Below are 17446 nucleotides of genomic sequence, written 5' to 3'. Positions count from 1 at the left end.
CTGTCAGCGAAGGCGATCGAGCGCGAGGTTGAGCTCGAGGACGTTGACCCGCGGCTCACCGAGGAATCCGAGCTGTCGTCCGGCCGTGTGCTCCTCGACGAGTCGAGCCACCCGGGCCGGGTCGAGGCCGGTCGCGGTCGCGACCCGGACCACCTGTGCCTGAGCAAACTTCGGGCTGATGTCGGGGTCAAGCCCGCTGGCTGACGTGGTCAGTGCGTCTGCCGTGGGCTCGCCTTCGGCGACCCTTGCGTATGCCGCGTGCCGCTCCGCGACCGCGGTCGCCTGGTCCTTCGACGACTCGGCGAGGTTGGAACCGCCACTGGTGCCGCCGGCATACTCGCTCGTCGAGGGACGGGGGTGGAACAGCGTCGGGTCCGTGACGGCCTGGCCGAGCAGGCTGGAGCCGATCACCTGGCTGTTGCGCGTGATGAGCGAGCCGTCTGCCTGGGCGGGGACGGCGCGGCCGATGCCCCACACGAGCGCGGGATAGAGGACGCCAAGGGCGAGCGTGAGGACGAGCATCATGCGCGCGGAGGCGACGAGCTGGCGGATGAGGGGCATGGCGATCACTTCATTCCAGGAAGCAGGGAGACGACGAGGTCGATGAGCTTGATGCCGATGAACGGCACGATCACTCCTCCGACTCCGTAGACGAGGAGGTTGCGGCGCAGGAGTGCGGCCGCGGAGGAGGGTCGGTAGCGAACTCCCCTGAGCGCCAACGGAATCAGCGCAAGGATGATCAGCGCGTTGAAGATCACGGCCGAGAGCATGGCGCTCTTGGGTGAACTCAGATCCATGATGTTGAGGGCATCGAGCCCCGGGAAGAGAATGACGAACATCGCGGGGATGATCGCGAAGTACTTCGCGATGTCGTTGGCGATCGAGAAGGTCGTGAGGGCGCCGCGGGTGATGAGCAGCTGCTTGCCGATCTCGACGATCTCGATGAGCTTGGTGGGGTCCGAGTCGAGGTCGACCATGTTGCCGGCCTCCTTCGCGGCCGAGGTCCCGGTGTTCATGGCCACGCCGACATCGGCCTGGGCCAGGGCGGGTGCGTCGTTGGTGCCGTCGCCGGTCATCGCGACGAGCCGGCCACCCTCCTGCTCCTTGCGGATGAGGGCCATCTTGTCCTCCGGTGTGGCCTCGGCGAGGAAGTCGTCGACGCCGGCTTCGCGGGCAATGACGGCAGCCGTGCGCGGGTTGTCGCCGGTGATCATCACCGTGCGGATACCCATCGCCCGGAGCGTGTCGAAGCGCTCCTTCATGCCGGGCTTGACCACGTCCTTGAGGTGGATGACGCCGATGGCCTCTGCCTGCTGACCCGGGCGCGCGAGGGCGACGACCAGCGGGGTCCCACCCTGCTCGGAGATGCCGTTGACCAGTTCGCCGACCTCGGGAGGAACCGTGCCGCCCTGGTCCGTGACCCACGACGCGACCGCCGAGGACGCGCCCTTGCGGACCCGGGTGCCGTCCGGCAGGTCGACGCCGCTCATGCGGGTCGTCGCCGTGAACTCGTGGAAGAGGGCGCCTTCGCGGGTGAGCGACTCGGCCGTGCGGCCGTCGTCGACCTGCCCGTCGATGCGGCAGAGGTCGATGATGGACCGGCCCTCTGGCGTCTGGTCCGCCAGCGAGGACAGGAGCGTCGCCTCCGTCAATGACATTCCGGCGACCTGCGATCCGGGCACGGCCACGATGTCGCGGGCCTGCCGGTTGCCGAAGGTGATCGTTCCCGTCTTGTCGAGCAGGAGCGTCGACACGTCACCGGCGGCCTCGACGGCACGACCGGACATGGCGAGCACGTTGCGCTGCACGAGTCGGTCCATGCCGGCGATCCCGATGGCAGAGAGCAACGCGCCGATCGTCGTCGGGATGAGGCACACGAGCAGGGCGACGAGCACGATGACCGGCTGCAGCTCGCCGGAGTACGCAGCGAAGGGCTGGATCGCCATGACGCTGGCCAGGAAGATGATCGTGAGCGTCGTGAGCAGGATGGTCAGCGCGACCTCGTTGGGCGTCTTCTGACGTTCGGCACCCTCGACGAGCGCGATCATCCGGTCGATGAAGCTCTCCCCCGGCTTGGTCGTGATCCTCACGACGATGCGGTCCGAGAGCACCGTCGTGCCACCGGTGACCGCGCTGCGGTCGCCGCCTGACTCGCGGATGACGGGGGCGGACTCCCCCGTGATGGCCGACTCGTCGACCGTGGCGACACCTTGGACGACGTCACCGTCACCGGGGATGACCTCGCCCGCCTCGACGACGACCTCGTCGCCGATGCGGAGCTCGCTGCCCGGGACGCTCTCCTCGCCGGAGGCGGTCAGACGGCGAGCCACGGCGTCACGCTTCGACGCCCTCAGGCTGGCTGCCTGGGCCTTGCCGCGCCCTTCGGCGACGGCCTCGGCCGCGTTGGCGAAGAGCACCGTGGCCCAGAGCCACACAGCGATCGACCACGCGAAGATGCTCGGGTCGACGAGGGCCAGTGCTGTCGTGAGAACCGATCCGATCCACACGACGAAGATCACCGGGGACCTCCACACGTGGCGGGGGTCGAGTTTCAGCAGGGCTTGGGGAGCGACAGCGGCGATGGTTGAGGTGTTCATGCGAGTGCCTCCGCGAGGGGACCGAGTGCGAGTGCCGGGAAGAAGGTCAGGCCGGCGAGGATGAGGGCGATTCCGATGAGCAGTCCGACGAAGAGCGGCGTGTGCGTGGGCATGGTGCCCACCGTGTCCGGCCGCTTCTTCTGCTCGACGAGCAGGCCGGCGAGACGGAGCACGAGCAGCATCGGGAGGAGCCGTCCGAGGAGCATGCAGAGTGCGAGCGTGAGGTTGTACCAGGGGTTGTCGGCACCCAGGCCTGCGAAGGCACTGCCGTTGTTGTTGGCGGCCGACGCATAGGCGTAGAGCACCTCTGACAGGCCGTGCGGCCCACTGGCGGTCATCGTCTCGCGCGGACCGGACATCGCCAACGAGGCACCGGTGAAGCCGAGGACGAGCACGGGCATGACGAGTGAGTAGAGCGCGGCGCAGGTGATCTCGCGGCGTCCGATCGTCTTGCCGAGGTACTCCGGCGTGCGGCCCACCATGAGGCCAGCGACGAACACGGACAGGATCGCGATGATGAGGATCCCGTAGAGGCCCGAACCCACCCCACCGGGCGAGATCTCGCCCAGGAGCATGTTGCCGAGCACGACCCCTCCGCCGAGGGGGCTGTAGCTCTCGTGCATCGAGTTGACCGCACCCGTCGACGTGCCCGTCGTCGAGGCGGCAAAGATCGTCGAGCTCCAGAGGCCGAACCGCACCTCCTTGCCCTCCATCGAACCCGTGGCACCAGATGCGGCGCTGACCTCGGCCCACGTGGTGAGGGCGATGCTGCCCAGCCAGAGGATGCCGGCGAACGCGCCGAGGGCCCAGCCCTGACGGCGGTCGCCCACGACGATCCCGAAGGTGCGGGTCAGCGCGAAAGGGATGACGAGCATGAGGAAGATCTGGAAGAGGTTGGTCAACGCGGTCGGGTTCTCGAAGGGGTGGGAGGAGTTGGCGTTGAAGTAGCCGCCGCCGTTGGTGCCGAACTGCTTGATCGCCTCCTGCGAAGCGACGAGCCCGCCGCGAATGACCTGCTCGACCCCGTCCAGGCCCGTCACCGTCAAGGGAGACCGCAGGTTCTGGATGACCCCACCGACCATGAGGACCACAGCAGCGATGAACGCACCGGGGAGCAGCATCCGCACCACGATGCGGGTGATGTCGACCCAGAAGTTGCCAATCGTCTGCCCGCTGGAGCGCGCGATGGCACGCATCAGGGCGCCCACCACCGCGATGCCCACGGCCGCCGAGACGAAGTTCTGGACGGTGAGCCCCACGGTCTGGGCGAGGGGACCCACACCGATCTCACCGGCATACGACTGCCAGTTCGTGTTCGTCACGAACGAGACCGCCGTGTTGAGCGCCGTGTGCCAGAACATGCCGTCGGTTCCCTGCGCCAGGGGCAGGTGACCCTGGCTCGTGATGAGCGCGAAGAGCACCGCGATTCCCATGAGGGAGAACGCAATGACGCTCACGGCATACGACTTCCAGCTCTGTTCGGCGGACGCGTCCACCCGCACGAGGCGGTGCACCATGCGCTCGACCCTCCAGTGCGAGGTGTCGGTCAGCGTCTTCGCCAGCCACGCGCCGAGCGGGAGCCCCGCGGCCACGAGCAGGGCGATGAGCACTCCAAGGGTGAGCAGACCGCTCACGGTGTCGCTCATCAGAACTTGTCCGGTCGGATGAGCGCATACACGAGGTAGGCCAGGACGGCGATGCCGGCGATTGCGCCAATGAGGTTTTCGATCACCTCTGCAGTCAACGACTCCGCGACAAGGGCCGGACCGCCCTTGACGGCTCCCTGACAGGCGTTGACGACTTCTTGACGTGGGGGCGTACAGATGGCGTCAAGGCCCTTGACTGCCAGTCGCTCCGGGGCGCGTCATGGCCTCATGAGACTCACGCAAACCTGGGAGTCACGCTTACCGACGATCGTTGCGTATGCCGTGTTCGCACCGCTCGTCGTGAGTGGCACTCTCGCGATCTGGCGCGACAGCATCCCGCACGCCACGGTGGTCCTCGCGCTCGTCGTCGGTGTCGCGGTCACCGAACTCGCGCTCTGGGGGCAGCGGTGGCACGCCGACGCAGCCGAGAACGCGGCACGACTGGAGGTCCTCGTGGCCACCGCCCGTTCGGTCGCTGATCACCAGGAGAGCGAGCTCATCGTGCGAGAGGTCGAGGAGCAGCTCACGGCACTGCTGGACCTCGACCGGGCGACGTGGATCCCGAGCACACCGGCCGCCAGTGCTGCCGTGCTGCGCCGCGACGGTGTCATCGTCGGGGCGGGGGTGGCTCAAGACGGCGGCCACCAGGGGTTCCCCACCGACACGGCCGTCTCGCTTCCCGGTCAACCTGACGGGCCAAACTCTCGGCCGCGTCGACCTGGTGGCGTCGGCTCACGTCTCTCGGCCCTCCGAGGCCTCGCTCCGGATGGCCTTCCTCCTTGCCGACCAGCTCGCCGTCGCGTGGTCACGTGATCACGGTCCGCAGAGCAGCGAGTCCGCCCCTCAGCCTGACCTCGTGTGAGAGCGTGGCGCCGTGCGCGACACTCCGGCCCGGGCAGCCCTGCGGCAGATGGGCTTCCTTCGTGAGGCCGATGGTCGGTCCTGGCTCGAGCTGAGCACCTCCGGGACGGCCGCAGCTCCCCGGACCGTGCGTCGCTCGCTCGCGTCGTGGGAGAGGAGCTTCGACCACGTCAGCCGCCTCACCCGGACAGTGGCGTCGGACGTGGTGCTGGTGCCCGCACCGCCGAGCGGCTCGATGTTCGCGTTCGCGCACGCACATGCCGCCCACGTCGGCGCCGAGGTCGTGGCTCTGGACCGGTGGAGCCTGCGCGACGCCGAGGCTGCACTTGCGTCCTGCACGATCGCCCACGTCACCCCGGCGATGCTCACCGGTCTGCTCGACCGAGACCTCGGGCGGCTGCGCACGGTCGTGTGTGCAGGGGCGGCACTCCCCCGGTCCGTGCGCGAGCGGGCTCAGGACGCCGGCGTCGAGGTGGTCGACTACTACGGCGCTGCCGAACTGAGCTTCGTGGCAATGCGGGTCGGGGCTCGGCTGGATCCGTTCCCCGAGGTTGAGGTGGACCTGCGCGGCGGTGTCATCTGGGCGCGCAGCCCATGGCTCGCTGACGGATATGCACACGGGCAGACAGTGCCCCTGGTGAGCGATGCCGACGGTTGGGCGACCGTCGGTGACCGTGGGTGCTTCCATGACGAGCTGGGCCTGGTCGTTCTCGGTCGAGGCGACGAATCCGTGACGACAGGCGGTGCGACGGTGCTGTGTGCTGACGTCGAGGCCGCCGTCCTGGCCTTCCCGGCGGTGACCGCAGCCGTGGCCATCGGGACCCCTCACGCAGCGCTCGGTGAAGTGCTCGAGGTCGTCGTCACTGGCGCATTCGCCGATGGGTTTGATGAACTGCGTTCTCACACAGCCGAACTCGTGTCACGCACCCACATCCCTCGACGCTGGCATGTCTGGTCCGAGCTGCCCCTGACGCCCGCAGGCAAGGTCGACCGTGCCGAGGTGCGACGTCGTCTCGCGGCAGATCGAGCTCTGGAGGCGTCACCGTGATCGACGACCGCACCCCCGTCATCGTGGCCGCGCGCCGGACTCCGATCGGCACGGCCGGACTGGCCCTGCGAGACGTCGACGTCGTGGGCCTGGCCGCTCCGGCTCTGCGCGCGGTCTCCGATGACGCCAACCTCGCCGCACCGTCACAGGTCGTCCTGGGCAACTGCATGGGCCCGGGCGGAAACGTCGCCCGCGTCGCCGCGCTGGCCGCCGGGTTCGACGTCACGACCCCGGCGATGACCGTTGACCTGCAGTGCGGCAGTGGACTCGCCGCACTCACGACGGCCTGCGCGCTCATCAAGTCGGGCTCTGCCGAGTCGGTCCTTGCCGGAGGCGCTGAGAGCGCCAGCAGCGCACCGTGGCGCCTGTGGCCGCCCATCGATGGCGCTGAGCCGCGGCGCTATTCACGCGCGCCCTTCGCGCCGGCCGAGATCGGTGACCCGGAAATGGGCCCGGCCGCCGACGACGTCGCCCGCCGCTGGGGCATCACCAGAGAACGACAGGACGCGTATGCCGTCCGCTCGCATTCCCGTGCCGCCGCAGCTCGCGCTGCCGGACGGTTCGACGACGAACTCGTGCCGCTCCCCCACCTGGCTGGGGACCAGCGCATCCGGGCCAACCTCACCCCCGGCACTCTGTCCCGCCTGCCCGCGGCCTTCTCACCCGCCGGCACCGTCACCGCAGGCAACGCCTGCGGGATCAACGACGGAGCCGCCGCAGTCGCGATGGTGACCGAGGCACAAAGGCGGGCGGACGGCATACCCGGCTTGGCCTGTCTCGACTGGGCAACGGTCGGGTCGGACCCCAACCTTCCCGGTGTCGGCCCGGTTCCGGCGGTGCGAACCCTGTTGCACCGCAACGGTTTGACGCTTGCCGACATCGACTCGATCGAGATCAACGAGGCCTTCGCCGCCCAGGTCCTCGCGTGCTGCGACGAGCTCGGCCTCGACGAAGACCGGGTGTGCATCGAGGGTGGCGCGCTTGCCCTGGGACACCCCTGGGGCGCGTCCGGCGCGGTGCTCGCGGTCCGACTGTTCAGCCAGATGCTGCGCGTGGACAGTCGCGAACTGGGTCTCGCGACCATCGCCGTGGGCGGCGGGCAGGGCGTGGCATTGCTCGTGCAACGCGTCGGATGACTGAGATGGGTACGGTCGGGGCATGGAGTCCTCACCGCTCGACAACGATCGTCATGAGACGCCCACGGAACGCCTCGACCGCAACTGGGACGAGTTGCTGCAGGAGCTACGCGTCACCCAGACGGGCGTCCAGCTCCTCGCCGGCTTCCTGCTGACGCTGCCCTTCCAGCAACGGTTCGCGACGATCACCGAGTCGCAACGCACTGCCTATCTCGTGGCGCTCGCGTCCGCCATCGTCGCCACGACACTGCTGGTCGCGCCGGTGAGCGCCCACCGCCTGATGTTTCGTCGCCACGCCAAGCACCAACTGGTCGGGTTCGCGGACGTGGCAGCCAGGGTCGGCCTGGCGACCCTCTCGATCAGCATCGTCTCGGCGACGTACCTCATCTTCGACGTCGTCGTCGGCCGCGGAGCTGCGGTCACCGCTGCTGCCGCGGCCGGCGTCGTGTTCGTCGTCAACTGGCTCGTGATCCCACTGCTCGTGCGGTCACGGCTCCCGCGAGTGGGGTCCTGACTACTTCATCGTTCCTTGGGACAGGGAACCCTGGAGTTGTCGCTGCGTGAAGATGTAGACCGCGAGGACCGGGGCGATCGTGATGACGACGGCCGCGAAGAGCTGGCCGAAGTCCACGGCATACCCAGCTTGTGACGCGAAGCGTGCCATGCCCTGCGAGAGGACGTAGTTGCTCTCGTCGGTGTTGAGCGCCACCGGAAGCAGGAACTGGTTCCACAGGCCGAGGAAGTTGAAGATCGCGATGGCGATGATGCCGGGCTTGGCCATGGGCAGCATCACCTGCGCGAAGATCCGCCACTCCCCTGCGCCATCGAGCTCGGCGGCCTCGGCGATCTCCTCGGGCAGCGCCCGGAAGAACGGATAGAGGAAGAACACGGTGAACGGGAACGCAAACGCCACGTAGGTCGCGATGAGCCCTGGCAACGTGTTGAGCAACCCGAGGTTCTTGAGGACGAAGAACAGCGGCACGATCGCGAGGAAGACCGGGAAGGTCAGGCCAGCGAGGATGAGGTAGTAGACGATGCCGCTGCCGGGGAAGGGATAGCGAGCGAGCGAGTATGCCGCCGCGGATCCCAGGATCATGACGATGACCAACGAGACGGTCACCACGATGACCGAGTTGAGCATGTAGCGACCGATGTTGGAGTCGGTCCACGCCTTGATGTAGTTGTCGAACGACCAGTGCTGAGGCAGGGCCAGCGGCGACTGGAAGATCTCGCCGGTGGTCTTCCAGGACGACAGGAAGACCCACAACAGGGGCAGGACGACGATGATCGCCCAGATCGTCAGAACGATGTGGGCCACGATCGTGAACTTGCGGTCGCCCTTGCCGAGGGGCACCGGCTTGTCACTGTGAGCAGTGGTCACGGCGCTGCGTACGTCGGATGCGGTGGACATCAACGGTCCTTTCCGCCGGTGAAGCGGTTGATGGTGAAGACGATGCCGGCGAAGCTCAGCGTGAGGACTGCCAGGACGACACCCATCGCGCTCGCCAGGCCGAACTGGCCCTTCTTGAACGCCGTGTTGAACAGGTCCTGCGTGATCGTCAGGGTGGAGTTCTGCGGACCACCGCTGGCGTTGAGGGCCGCCATGTAGACAAAGGCGTCGAGGGCGAGGATGCCGAGGTAGATGTAGGCGGTCTGGATGGTGTCACGCACCATCGGCAGCGTGACCATCATCGTCATGCGCATGCGCCCGGCGCCGTCGACGCGCGCTGCGTCATAGAGCTCGGCGGGGATGCCCTTGATCGCCGCGATGAACAGCACCATGTAGAAGCCGACGAAGCCCCAGATGATGACGAACATGGTGACCGGCATCGCCGTGGAGACCTCGCCGAGCCACGCGAACGACTCGAACTTGTCCAGGCCGATTCCCGTCAGCACGGCGTTGACCAGCCCGCTGGAAGGGTCGAACATCTGGGCCCACACGAGGCCGATGACGATCGCGGGGATCGTGTAGGGGAAGAACGAGACGACCCGATAGACCGAGGACTTCGACAGACCCTTGACGGTGCCGGTGCTGGAGCCGCCGACCGTCACCATCGTCGCGAGGGCGAGCGCGAGCACGATCGTCACGAAGGGGACGACGAGGGCGAGCAGCAGGTTGTTGCGCAGCGCCTTGAGGAAGATGTCGTCATGGAGCAACTTGGTGTAGTTCTCGAAGCCGATGAAGGCGAAGGTGTCGGTGAACCCGCTCCAGTTCGTGAGCGAGTAGATGAACGCCTGGACGAACGGCCACAGGACGAACACCGAGTAAAAGGCGAAGGGGAGTCCCAGGGTCACGAGAAGGAAGATCTTGCGCGCCAGCGGCATGCGCTTGCGTCGGACCTTCACCTTCTTGGAGCTCTTGGGAACGACTACTGCGGTCATGCGAGTCCTTGTCTGGATTGCGCCGGGTCGGCACGTGATCGTCGCGCGTCAGAGCCCGGCCCCCGACCTACCACGCACCGACGGGCACACGGATGGGGCGGCGGATAGGAGTGTGCCCGGCCCGGCAGTGGTACACCGGGCCGGGCACAGGGGTCAGCTGACCTCGACCTTCTTGACCGAGGAGTCGTTCGCGACCTTGTCGGTGATCTTCTGCAGCTCGCTGGTGAGCTTGGCCGCATTGATCTGACCCGAGAGGAACGCGTTCCAGGGAACCAGCATGTCCTGGTTCATGCCGTAGTTGTCGATGAAGTTCCACGTGAAGACGTCGGAACCCGCCTCCTTGAGCATCTTGCCCTGCGCCTGGAGGGCCGTGGAGCCGAAGCCGTCCTCGGGGACGGTGTCCTTGACGATCGTCGGCGACAGCTTGGTCTTCGCGAAGTTCGTCGCCGCCTCCTTGGACAACATCACCCGGAGGAGCTCCTTGCCACCAGCAGCGCCCTTGGCCTTCGACGGCACGATGAAGGGCTCGCCCGCAGCGGAGTGCAGCGCCGTGTAGGGAAGCTTCGAGCCGGCCGTGAGCGTCATCTCGGGCGCGCCGGTCATCTTGAAGCCGTCCTTGGTCTGCTTCTTCATCTCGTTCTCGATCCACGAGCCCGAGGGGTAGAGCAGGGCGGCCTCTTCGCTGCTCCACTGAGCCTGGGCGGCGGTGAACTGCGTGCCACCACCACCGGGCTTCATGTAGCCGTTCTTGATGATCGTCTCAAGTGCCTTGAAGACACCCTGGACGGCAGCGTGGGACCAGCTGTCGGGCTTGAGGTTCTCCAGGCCGAGGCGGACGTCGTCGCCACCTTCCTTGATTGCCGAGGCAATCGCGAGGGTCTGGTAGTACGTGGCGGCTTCCTTGCCCCAGAGCATGAGGAACTTGCCCTTGGCCTTGGCCTTGGCGCCGAGCTCGATGGCCTCGTCCCACGTCTTCGGTGCGGTCCAGCCGTTGGCCTCGAAGAGGGCACTGGAGTACCAGATCGCGTAGACCGTCTGCACGTAGTTGATCGCGACGAGCTTGCCGTTGATCGTGCCGGGGGCCTCGACACCGGGGTACAGGGTGTCCTTGATGACCGTGCCCTCGAGGTTCTTCGACTCGAAGACCTCCTTGAGGTCCTCGAGCTGGTCCGCGATCGTGTTGAGACCGATCGCGTTCGCGCCCGAGTTGTCGATGAGGTCGGGCGGGTTGCCACCCACGAAGCGCGGCTGGAGCTCCTGCGCGATCTGCGTGGACGGCTTGACCGTGAAGGTGCTGCCGGCGTGGTTCTTCTGCGCCAGGGTCGCGGCGAAGGTCACGTAGTCGAAGCCGTAGCCACCGTTGAAGATGACTGCCTCGACAGTGGCCTTGTCGGCGATCCCGAACGGGTTGGTGTCGCTCTTGGCGCCACCAGCTGCCGTGGCGGTGGGCTCGTCGCTCCCGCCTCCCGTGGCGCATCCAGCGAGTGACAGTGCAGGAACTGCGAGCGCCCCCGCCGTGACCAACTGAAGGATCGTGCGCCGTTCTACCTGCTTACCTCGAGGGTTCATCCACTGCCTACTTCCAGTCGAGGGCGGGCGCTCTAGGCCCGTCATTGGGCAACACATGGTGATGTGTCGTAATGGCCACATCGTGCTGTGCATGATCGTTTGTGTCAAGGATATTGACCAAACCACTCACAATCAATCACTCTAGGCGCGTGACAATCCCCCGAACGACGCACGCGCGCATCCGGCCCCTGGCCCTTATGGGCACGCTACCGGGTGAACCGAGCGTGATGGCTGCAGTTGCCCCGGTGCGTCGAATCACGACGTCGCAGGTGAGCGACGAGGCCCCGCACGACATGGTTCAGCGCATCAACCAGGGCCGCCTCTCCTCGCCGTTGCCGTACGGCGTCCTGAGCGACTACGACCGCGCCGACGACGAGGTGCAGCTCCAGGCCATCGAGCTCGACAACGGATTGGTCCATACCACCATACTTCCCTCCCTCGGCGGACGGGTCTGGTCGCTGACCCTGACCACCGACGCCGGCGCTCGCGAGCTGGTCCACGTCAACCCGCAACTGCGTTGGGCCAACTTCGGCCTCACCGACGCGTGGTTCGCCGGCGGCATCGAGTGGAACCTCGGCTCCACCGGCCACACCACCTTGGGCAACCAGCCCATGCACGCCGCGATCGTCGACACTGCCCTCGGGCCGGTCGTGCGCCTGTGGGAGTGGGAGCGCACCCGCGACCTCATCCTCCAGGTCGACCTGTGGCTCAGTGGCGCCCGCTTGATGGCGTCGACCCGCGTCATGAACCCCGACCCCGAACCCAAGCCCCTGTACTACTGGACCAACATCGCCGTGCCCGAGACCCCGGGGACCCGGGTGCTCACGCCCGCCGCCACCGCGTGGCGCACCGACTACACCGGTGTCCTGGAGCGCGTGGCCGTTCCCTTCCCGGACGGTTCGGTTGACGTGAGCGTCCCCAGCGCGAGCCGCTACCCCGCTGACTACTTCTACGAGGTCGGCGAACGTCAGGGCCGCCTGATCTGCGCCGTGGAACCCGATGGGCGTGGCCTGGCGCAGACCTCCACCGAGGCCCTGCACGGTCGCAAGCTCTTCCTCTGGGGGCACGGACCCGGTGGGCAGCGATGGCAGGACTGGCTCGGCGCACGTGGCAGTCGCTACCTCGAGATCCAGGCCGGGGTGTGCACGACCCAGATGGAGAGCGACCTCCTCGACGGGAACGCGAGCCGGTCGTGGACCGAGGCGTTCCTGCCGATCGAACTCTCACCTGCCGAGGTGGCAGCGGACTACGACACTGCCGCGTATGCCGTCCAGCGGGCTGTGCATGCTGCCGCACCACCGGCGTGGCTCGCCGAACAACACGACCGGTGGCTCTCGGAGGTGGCTGACGTCGCTCCGACCGAGCTGGTCCACACCGGATCCGGCTGGGGTCGCGCGGAGCTCGCCCTGCGCGGGGCCGCGGGCCCCACAGGCACACCGTTCCCGGAAGTCGACGACGAGAGCATGCCGTTGCTTCGGTTCGCTCAGGAGGGCGATTCCGTTGCCCTGGAGCACATTTCGGGGCACCGGCCGACGCTGCCGGTCACCTCGGACCGGTGGCTGGCCCGGCTGACGGCAGCGGCAGTGGCCGACTCGGGAGCCGGGTGGTGGGCCCACTACGCCCTCGGCACCGCGCGGCACGTGCGGGGCGACACGGAAGGTGCGCACACGGCATACCGGCAAAGCATTGAACTGGCCCCGACGGCAGTGGCACTGAGAGGACTGGCTCTCCTCACCGCGGACGCGACCGAGCGCGCCGACCTCTACCGGCGGGCGCTCGCCCTCGCGCCGGACGACCGTCGCCTGGCCGTCGAGCTGCTCACCGACCTGCTCGACTCCGGACGTGCCGACCAGGTCGTGGCCACCGTGGCAGCGCTCCCGGACCCGGTGCGCACCCACGGCCGCAGCCAGATGCTGCTCGCCGAGGCCCTCGCGATGGCAGGTGCAAACGCAGCAGCACTGACGATCCTCGAGGACATCGAGGTGCCCGACCTCGCCGAGGGCGACCAGACCCTGTCGCAGCTCTGGGAGCGCCTGTGCCCGGGCGAACCCGTGCCGGCGCACCTCGACTTCCGCATGGCCCCCAAGTCCGGTGGCGGCACCTCCTGAAATGAACTGTGATCACTCCAATCCGCACCCCGTCGGTTCCGAATGTGAGGTGGGTCACTGCACGCGCGAGCATCCCCGTTCGAGCTCATTGGCCCGGTAGCCCAGCCGAACATCTCGGCTGCGCTCGAGCGGAGGAGAACAATGAAAGACACGAACAGACGGTCGTTCATCGTCGGAGCCGGAGGCAGTGCCGCTGCTGCTGTGGTGACGACGGCTGCGTTCGCGGCCCCCGCGCAGGCCGCCTCCACGACCGAGTCCGGCGTTGCACTCGAAAAACTCGTCGCCTGGGTCGACGATCCGCACACCGGTCGATTGACCCTCATGCTCGGGGAGGACGAAGTCACCGTCCATGATCCCGACCTCATCGCTCGCCTGACCCGCGCGGCAAGGGGCTGACGCCATGTCCTCCCACCGCGAAGCGCCCGAGGTCTCCAAGGACCCTGTCGCCGACAACACCGACGTCTACGCGTTCGTCAGCCCGGACGCGCCCGACACCGTGACCCTCGTCGCGAACTTCATCCCGTTCCAGAACCCCCAAGGGGGACCGAACTTCTACGAGTTCGGCGACGACGTCCTCTACCAGATCCACGTCAGCAACCGGGGTGATGCTCGTGCGGACGTGACGTACCAGTTCCGGTTCAACACCACCATCCGCAACGAGAACACGTTCCTCTACAACACCGGACCGATCGGCTCGATCTCTGACCCGGCCTGGAACCGGCCGCAGCACTACTCGGTCACTCGGCTGACGCGAGGCAACCGGCGCAGTGTCCTGGCGAACAACCTGCCCTGCCCCCCGGTCAACATCGGGCCCCGCTCGACGCCGGACTATGCCCGGTTCACCGATCAGGCAGTCCACTCCATCCAGGGTGGCCGCAAGGTGTTCGCGGGCCAGCGAAGCGACGGCTTCCACGTGGACCTCGGCAGCATCTTCGACCTCGGGACGCTGCGCCCCTTCCAGATGGCTCACCTCATCCCGTCCGCGACGGCAGCCGGGGTCAACGGAACCCAGGGCCTCAACGTCCACAGCATCGCCATCCAGGTGCCGATTCGCGACCTCACGCGTGGCGGCATCCGGCCCACTGATGTTGCGGCGGCCACCTCGGTCATCGGCGTCTGGGCCACGGCGAGCCGACAGAAGTCCCGCATCTGGGACGGAAAGCGGGCCAAGCACGTCTTCCAGGGCCCGTGGAGTCAGGTGTCCCGTCTCGGCAACCCGCTCTTCAACGAGGTCATCACCCCGATGGCCCGCAAGGATGCGTGGAACACGTCGAGCCCGTATGACGATTCCGCCTTCGCGAAGTACGTCGCGCAGCCGGAGCTCGCCCGCCTCCTCCCCGTCCTCTATCCCACGGTGTTTCCCAACCTCGCCGCCTACACGAAGGACCGCGCCGACCTGCTTGCCATCCTGCTCACCGGCATTCCTTCCGGCGTGGTTGCGGGCTTCCAGAACTACACCGGGCCAACCCAGGCGGACATGTTGCGCCTCAACGTGGCCGTCCCGCCCACCGCGAACCCGAACCCCATCGGGCTGATCGCGGGCGACGCTGCCGGCTTCCCGAACGGGCGACGGATCATCGACGACGTCGTGGCCATCGAGCTGCGCGCCGTGGCCGGGGCGACGATTCCCCTCGTCGACCCGACGTTCACGCCCGACGCGGCCAGCGGTGGTCTGACGGACGGCACCACCAACACCAACCTGCCGTACCTGGATCACTTCCCCTACCTGGGCGACCCGGCGGGCGGCTACCAGTCCGCGCCCGGCGTGCCGGCCGCCTGACGCAGGGCGGAGGTCATCATGCCCAGTTCGGAGAACCCGTGGGCGGGCCAAGGTTCGGTCCTGCTCGACATCGGTGGGACCGTCGGCGCCCTCATCGTCACGATGCCACCAGAGACCGAGGGCCTCGAGGTCGAGATTCGATCCGTCGAACGCGACCACGCCCATGATCACCACACCGATCACCACCACGACGGGCAGGAGGGCCGCTCCCACAGCCACGAGGGCGGCCATCAGCACCACCCGCACGTCGCTGTCGTGGCCCGACCGGGCCCGTCCCAGCCGGTCCACACGTTGGTCTACCCCAGCCTGGAGGAGGGACGCTACGACCTTGTCCCGATTCCTGGCGACCGGGTCGTCCTCACCGCAGCGGCGCGTGGTGGCGAGGTGACCTGGGTCGACTGGCCGACGGTGTAGCAACAGTCCTCGACACCCTTGGTCTGCGGGATCCGCGCAGACCAAGGGTGTCGTTGTTGCCCCGAACTCACCCGGGTTCGCACGCGACGAGGTGCATATTGGCAGCATGACCTCCACTGACCCAGCGAGACCGGTACGCCATCCCGCCGCGGCAGCCATGGCTCTACGGCGAGCCGAAAGCCTGCAGCTCAAAGCGGCCGATGCGATCACGACCTTCGCGGGATCGATGCCGTTCGTCTACCTGCACGCACTCGCCTTCGGCCTCTGGATGACCCTCGTCGAGGGCAGTCCGTGGCCGACCCTGACGCTCGTCGTGTCCCTGGAGGCGATCTTCCTGTCGACGTTCGTGCTCATCGGGCAGAACCGTCAGGCCGAGTTCCAGCAGGCCAAGGCCGACCACGACTTCATCGAGTCCGAGCTCGAGCTCAAGACCAACACCGAGCTCACCCGACAGATCCACCGGCTCACCACGGAGCTGCATCGTCGAGTGATCCCTGAAGGCAATCACTGACATCGCCGATGACGGGCCTTTGGTCCCTGTCGCCATGACCGCCGCCACGACAAGGTGAACCCACCAGCACAAACCTCGCTGGCTTCACCTAGGAGGCATTCGATGAGCACAACAGTTCGCACCAGGCACGATGCCAGCGACGTCCACGTCCAGTCCAACCACGCAGTCGCGGCAGAGCCCCACTCCCGCGCCGTGGTCCGTTGGTCGGCAGCAGCTGCCCGACTGGCCCTCGGTTGGGTCTTCCTCTGGGCCTTCCTCGACAAGCTTCTCGCCCTGGGCTTCTCGACGGGACGCGACGCGGAGACGGGCGCCGTGGACACCTTTGGTCCGGCAGCCTGGATTCACGAGGGATCGCCCACGCTGGGCTTCCTCAAGTTCGGTACCAAGGGCCCGCTGGCGGACTTCTACCAAGGATTCGCCGGTGCCTCCTGGGCGAACTGGGGATTCATGGTGGGACTGGCCGGCATCGGCGTCGCGCTCATGCTCGGCGTCGCCATGCGCATCGCGGCAGCTTCGGGAACCCTCATGCTCGTCATGATGTGGAGTGCCGTGCTCCCTCCTGAGAACAACCCCTTCGTGGACGACCACCTCGTCTACGCCATCGTCCTCATCCTCCTCGCTGGGCTGGGCGCGGGACGCACCCTCGGCCTTGGTGGATGGTGGGAGCGCCTGATTCTCGTGCAGCGCCACCCCATCCTCAAGTAGGCCGCCCGAACGACAACGCCTCGGTTCCTGACAGGGAGCCGAGGCGTTGTCGTGCGTTCCTCCCGCACTCGTCGGGCGGTACCGGGACCTTTGACCCTGTGGAAGCGGCAGCCACTGGCGGAGCATGAGGACATGAACACCAACCAGCCGCAGACCGAAGCCCACAGCGTGAGCGCTGTGGGCGGTGTGGGCGCTGTGGGCACCGGGAGCACTGAGGTCCCCGAGAGCACGCACAGCATCGCTCCCCGCGAGTCGTGGGACCTTCTGCGAGGGGCCGTCGTGGGGCGCCTGGCCGTGGTCCACGACGACGTTCCGGACATCTTCCCGGTGAACTACGTCGTCGACCACGGCACGGTCGTACTCCGCACGGCCGGCGGCACCAAGCACGCAGCGGCGCGCAATCGCGTGGTCGCCTTCGAGGTCGATGGGTGCGACCTCGACTCCGCCATGGCCTGGAGCGTCGTTCTGCGCGGCCGAGCCACCGAGGTGTATGCCGTGGACGAGGCGATCAAGATCATGCACCTGCCGCTGTTGCCCTGGTCTCCCGGCAGCAAGCCGCACCTCCTGCGCATCACGCCCGACTCCATCACTGGCCGTCGCTTCGCCCTGTCCGGCGAATGAGCCCTTCCACCAGCGGTTCGGTGGCGAGGGCGCTCCGTCGGGCGGCCACCAGCTGCGACCGACCGCTA

General features: G+C 67.4%; 18 protein-coding genes. 11 read left to right on the top strand and 7 right to left on the bottom strand.

All coding sequences use genetic code 11. The features are described from left to right. Positions 1 to 3: 3 nt before the first annotated feature. Genes kdpC through kdpF form a run of 4 tightly spaced genes read right to left on the bottom strand, consistent with a single transcriptional unit; the run spans position 4 to position 4341 of the window. The gene (gene kdpC / locus ACFQRE_RS17835) at positions 4 to 561 is read right to left on the bottom strand and encodes a K(+)-transporting ATPase subunit C (protein ID WP_380125018.1); all 558 of its coding nucleotides are present in this window, start codon (positions 559 to 561) and stop codon (positions 4 to 6) included. A 5-nt stretch (positions 562 to 566) separates the two neighbouring features. Continuing rightward, the gene (gene kdpB, locus ACFQRE_RS17830; RefSeq protein ID WP_380125016.1) at positions 567 to 2597 is read right to left on the bottom strand and encodes a potassium-transporting ATPase subunit KdpB; all 2031 of its coding nucleotides are present in this window, start codon (positions 2595 to 2597) and stop codon (positions 567 to 569) included. Continuing rightward, positions 2594 to 4243 (bottom strand): potassium-transporting ATPase subunit KdpA, encoded by a 1650-nt coding sequence (kdpA, locus tag ACFQRE_RS17825; protein ID WP_380125014.1) that lies wholly within the window; start codon positions 4241 to 4243, stop codon positions 2594 to 2596. The genes kdpB and kdpA overlap by 4 nt, the downstream gene beginning before the upstream one ends. Continuing rightward, positions 4243 to 4341 carry a K(+)-transporting ATPase subunit F gene (gene kdpF, locus ACFQRE_RS17820; protein WP_353950190.1) on the bottom strand — a complete coding sequence of 33 codons (99 nt, stop codon included), beginning with the start codon at positions 4339 to 4341 and terminating at the stop codon, positions 4243 to 4245. The genes kdpA and kdpF overlap by 1 nt, the downstream gene beginning before the upstream one ends. 130 nt (positions 4342 to 4471) lie before the next feature. Between kdpF and ACFQRE_RS17815 the strand changes: the two genes are divergently transcribed. The 4 genes from ACFQRE_RS17815 (at position 4472) to ACFQRE_RS17800 (ending at position 7802) form a co-directional block, all read left to right on the top strand. Then, positions 4472 to 5056 carry a hypothetical protein gene (locus ACFQRE_RS17815; RefSeq protein WP_380125011.1) on the top strand — a complete coding sequence of 195 codons (585 nt, stop codon included), beginning with the start codon at positions 4472 to 4474 and terminating at the stop codon, positions 5054 to 5056. Positions 5057 to 5117: 61 nt separating this feature from the next. Further along, a complete protein-coding gene (locus ACFQRE_RS17810; RefSeq protein WP_380125009.1) occupies positions 5118 to 6152 on the top strand; it encodes a class I adenylate-forming enzyme family protein in 1035 nt (344 codons plus the stop codon). Further along, on the top strand, positions 6149 to 7288 hold the full coding sequence (locus ACFQRE_RS17805) for a thiolase family protein (protein ID WP_380125007.1): 1140 nt from the start codon (positions 6149 to 6151) through the stop codon (positions 7286 to 7288). The genes ACFQRE_RS17810 and ACFQRE_RS17805 overlap by 4 nt, the downstream gene beginning before the upstream one ends. A gap of 22 nt (positions 7289 to 7310) precedes the next feature. Further along, positions 7311 to 7802: a DUF6328 family protein gene (locus tag ACFQRE_RS17800; RefSeq protein ID WP_380125005.1), complete on the top strand. Its 492-nt coding sequence runs from the start codon at positions 7311 to 7313 to the stop codon at positions 7800 to 7802. On the opposite strand, the gene ACFQRE_RS17795 is transcribed toward ACFQRE_RS17800, so the two are convergent. The 3 genes from ACFQRE_RS17795 to ngcE all read right to left on the bottom strand — a co-directional run bounded on the left by ACFQRE_RS17795 (position 7803) and on the right by ngcE (position 11239). Then, the gene (locus ACFQRE_RS17795; RefSeq protein ID WP_380125003.1) at positions 7803 to 8699 is read right to left on the bottom strand and encodes a carbohydrate ABC transporter permease; all 897 of its coding nucleotides are present in this window, start codon (positions 8697 to 8699) and stop codon (positions 7803 to 7805) included. It abuts the gene before it with no gap. Continuing rightward, complete coding sequence (locus ACFQRE_RS17790; protein ID WP_380125001.1) at positions 8699 to 9670, bottom strand: carbohydrate ABC transporter permease; 972 nt, start codon at positions 9668 to 9670, stop codon at positions 8699 to 8701. The genes ACFQRE_RS17795 and ACFQRE_RS17790 overlap by 1 nt, the downstream gene beginning before the upstream one ends. Positions 9671 to 9823: 153 nt before the next feature. Further along, positions 9824 to 11239, bottom strand: coding sequence for an N-acetylglucosamine/diacetylchitobiose ABC transporter substrate-binding protein (gene ngcE / locus ACFQRE_RS17785; RefSeq protein WP_380124999.1), 1416 nt, complete (start codon positions 11237 to 11239; stop codon positions 9824 to 9826). A gap of 149 nt (positions 11240 to 11388) precedes the next feature. On the opposite strand from ngcE, the gene ACFQRE_RS17780 reads away from it, so the two are divergent. From ACFQRE_RS17780 to ACFQRE_RS17750, 7 genes are all read left to right on the top strand, one after another. Further along, the gene (locus ACFQRE_RS17780; RefSeq protein ID WP_380124997.1) at positions 11389 to 13347 is read left to right on the top strand and encodes a DUF5107 domain-containing protein; all 1959 of its coding nucleotides are present in this window, start codon (positions 11389 to 11391) and stop codon (positions 13345 to 13347) included. Between the two features lie 141 nt (positions 13348 to 13488). Continuing rightward, the gene (locus ACFQRE_RS17775; RefSeq protein WP_380124995.1) at positions 13489 to 13743 is read left to right on the top strand and encodes a hypothetical protein; all 255 of its coding nucleotides are present in this window, start codon (positions 13489 to 13491) and stop codon (positions 13741 to 13743) included. A gap of 4 nt (positions 13744 to 13747) precedes the next feature. Next, positions 13748 to 15127 carry a DUF4331 domain-containing protein gene (locus ACFQRE_RS17770; protein ID WP_380124993.1) on the top strand — a complete coding sequence of 460 codons (1380 nt, stop codon included), beginning with the start codon at positions 13748 to 13750 and terminating at the stop codon, positions 15125 to 15127. 18 nt (positions 15128 to 15145) lie between these two features. Beyond that, complete coding sequence (locus ACFQRE_RS17765; protein WP_380124991.1) at positions 15146 to 15541, top strand: hypothetical protein; 396 nt, start codon at positions 15146 to 15148, stop codon at positions 15539 to 15541. A 106-nt stretch (positions 15542 to 15647) separates the two neighbouring features. Next, positions 15648 to 16052, top strand: coding sequence for a DUF1003 domain-containing protein (locus ACFQRE_RS17760; protein WP_380124989.1), 405 nt, complete (start codon positions 15648 to 15650; stop codon positions 16050 to 16052). Between the two features lie 102 nt (positions 16053 to 16154). After that, positions 16155 to 16757, top strand: a complete 603-nt coding sequence (locus ACFQRE_RS17755) for a hypothetical protein (RefSeq protein WP_380124987.1) — start codon at positions 16155 to 16157, stop codon at positions 16755 to 16757. A gap of 132 nt (positions 16758 to 16889) precedes the next feature. Next, on the top strand, positions 16890 to 17378 hold the full coding sequence (locus ACFQRE_RS17750; RefSeq protein ID WP_380124985.1) for a pyridoxamine 5'-phosphate oxidase family protein: 489 nt from the start codon (positions 16890 to 16892) through the stop codon (positions 17376 to 17378). The last annotated feature ends 68 nt before the right edge of the window (positions 17379 to 17446 follow it).

Origin of the sequence: Knoellia pratensis (genome assembly GCF_042666395.1) — a bacterium.
Taxonomy (GTDB): domain Bacteria; phylum Actinomycetota; class Actinomycetes; order Actinomycetales; family Dermatophilaceae; genus Knoellia; species Knoellia pratensis.
This window is presented reverse-complemented; position numbering and strand designations above follow the sequence as displayed.